The organism is uncultured Campylobacter sp. (assembly GCF_938017705.1).
In the GTDB taxonomy this organism is placed as follows: Bacteria; Campylobacterota; Campylobacteria; order Campylobacterales; family Campylobacteraceae; genus Campylobacter_B.
On the sequence record NZ_CALIIS010000106.1, the window covers coordinates 1 to 2,416 of the forward strand.

The 2,416-nt window shown below is 36.5% G+C and carries 2 protein-coding genes and 1 pseudogene; all 3 read right to left on the minus strand.

Annotated features, from left to right (window positions below):
* The coding region (locus tag Q0605_RS05350; RefSeq protein ID WP_298704905.1) for a hypothetical protein at nucleotides 1–511 on the minus strand (511 nt) is incomplete at its 3' end.
* 69 nt (nucleotides 512–580) lie between these two features.
* Nucleotides 581–1,219: a hypothetical protein gene (locus Q0605_RS05355; protein ID WP_298704906.1), complete on the minus strand. Its 639-nt coding sequence runs from the start codon at nucleotides 1,217–1,219 to the stop codon at nucleotides 581–583.
* A 19-nt stretch (nucleotides 1,220–1,238) separates the two neighbouring features.
* A pseudogene (locus tag Q0605_RS05360) lies at nucleotides 1,239–2,416 on the minus strand (hypothetical protein); the annotation flags it as partial.

The window sequence follows — 2,416 nt, forward strand, 5'->3', positions numbered from 1 at the left end:
CTACGATAAAGCTTACATTTTTCTCATATGGATAGCAGGATTTTCTACATTCGATAATATCTCCGAGCTTGATCCTTCCACGAAATTTCAAGAGAGGAATACTAAATTTTTTCATTAGATTCCTCTTTATGCGTCTATTGCGTCCAAATTTATCCCTAGGTTTTGTCAGTCTGAAACCGGGGATTGTTTCGTCGCAATCTTCTTTGTAATCTTTGAGTTCATCGCTACTAAGGTAATTATCGGAGCATATAAATACCTCCTGGGGGCTCGTATTGATGCCGAAATTTGCTAAATTACGAATCAATTGCTCCTTGTCCACTACAAACCCCGCTTTGCTTGATATCATCTCGCTAGGAAGCTCAAAATATCTGGTATCTTTTAAATTTAAAAGGCAAGGATTTTCTGTCCAGAAACAGCGCTCATCGCAGACCATAAGCTCATCGTCGTTAAATTTTATAATATCGCCTCTTTGTAAGTCATTGTCGAAGGTTGATATTGGTAAGATGGTCATTTAAAGTCCTTTTTTGCTTGCTAGATTAAACATGTTCATAATAAATTTTCGTTATTTGTAATCGCTAAATTACGCCTCGATAACCACATCCTTATACTTTTCATAAAGTCTAGGTTCCAAAATTTTGTCACAATACTCTTTGCCCGCCTTAGTCATACATATCCAATGGCTAAATCTGCTCCATGTGTTAGGGTCTTTCCAAGTTATCTCTGCTTGGGGAGTTATTTTGTCCTCCTCTAAGAATTTATACCCATAAAAGAAGTTATCCCTGAAATAGATCCATTTTTCATAAAGCGACATACCTAAATCGATTTTCGATAAATTTGTATTAAAGTTAGTTCCTTTCTCTCTTAGATTTCCGCCCTCTATGCCGAAGTCTATCATATTTCCTAAAAATAGCTGTCCCATTACTCCGAAGTATTCTCCTGCATATGTAGGATAAGCTGAAATTTCAGGATTATCTTCATATGGTGGTAGCATATAGTCGTAATCATCCGCAATCATTGAATCTAATTCAAACCATTCGCATAGACAAAAAATCCTATACGCAAAGTAATCTAAAATATCTTTTTTCTCGACATTTGGGGTTTTGGGCAATATCTTAAGAAATGGCCCATTTTCGTTAAATCCGAAAGCTTTGAAAAGTCTTTCATCTTGGCTAAAAACCCAACCGTATCGTTCGTTTGGTTCTAAAATTTTAAATTTCATAACATCTCTTTTACCCGATCTATTCTATATGAATTTTTCTTGGTTTTTCTCCTTTTACTACTATCTCTATCGTTTCGCCACCGCTTTTAGATTTTAGCCTATATTGTAATACTGTACCATCTTCAAATTGCATCCTTTTTATCTCTTTTCCATAAGTATCCACTTTAGATCCAATCTCTTTAGCATCTTTGGTTAATGTATTCCATGTGTCGTCTAGTGTTTTCTTATCTTTAACAACTTTTACTCTCCAGCTATCCCCTTCTTTGCCTGTTGTATTAAAAATTTTAATTGCATCTTCTTTGGTGGATACTGCAATCTTGGATGCTTCGGCTCTGCCGACAGGTTTTGGTCTCCATCCCATAGGAAGCATCTTAATTCTGTCCGGGTCATTAATATCTATAAGGCCCTCTAAGGGATCAAAGACCATTATTTCGCTTTTGGACATATAGTCTAATATACTATTAAATCTTTTTATATTGCCGTCTTTTTTATCCGCATTATCACTCCACCTCTTATCCGTACTATTAAAATTCTTAAGATTATGTTCTAGCAGAGCTTGGTTGATCTTATTGTATTTATCGTAGCTCGGCAACTTGTCTTGCAAATTTATTTTCGAGCCCGTTATATCCAAGCCTCTTTCGAAATAGTCCGCAAAGTGATCGCCCTTTATATCGGCATATCTATTCATAGCCTCGCCGCCAGGGATAAAGCGTCCTTTTTTGTAGTCTATAGCATGGCTTAGCTCATGTCCTAGAGTTTGAGCAAATGTTTTTATATCCGACGTATTGGCTAAATTTAAAGTGATAGTTTTGCTTAAAGAGTCGAAATTCCCTTTGAAAGGCTCATCATTTTTGCCCTTTGCATTGGCATCGGATATTAGTTTTACTTTAATACCTTCTAAATTTAAACCATTGGCTTTGGCATAAGCATCTATCAGAGATTTTATTACCTGCTCTTTAGTGTTGATGCCTACTTTTTCATCCATTAATACCGAGCTTAAATCTTTGCCGTAAGCCTTGCTTAACTCATAAGCGTTTGCATATTCCGCTACGTTTTCATTAAAGGAAAGGTCACCCGTTTTTATAAGCATCTCTAAGGACTTGGTTATCGCGCTCCCCCTATTAAGCTCATCCTTTATCTCATTCCTTCCCCCTTCGCTAAACAACCTCATATCTACGCTTGCATCAACGTTAGAGC

Coding starts and splice junctions, on each gene's coding strand:
- Q0605_RS05355 (WP_298704906.1), bottom strand. CDS start 1,219: ATGAAATTTAAAATTTTAGAACCAAACGAACGATACGGTTGGGTTTTT.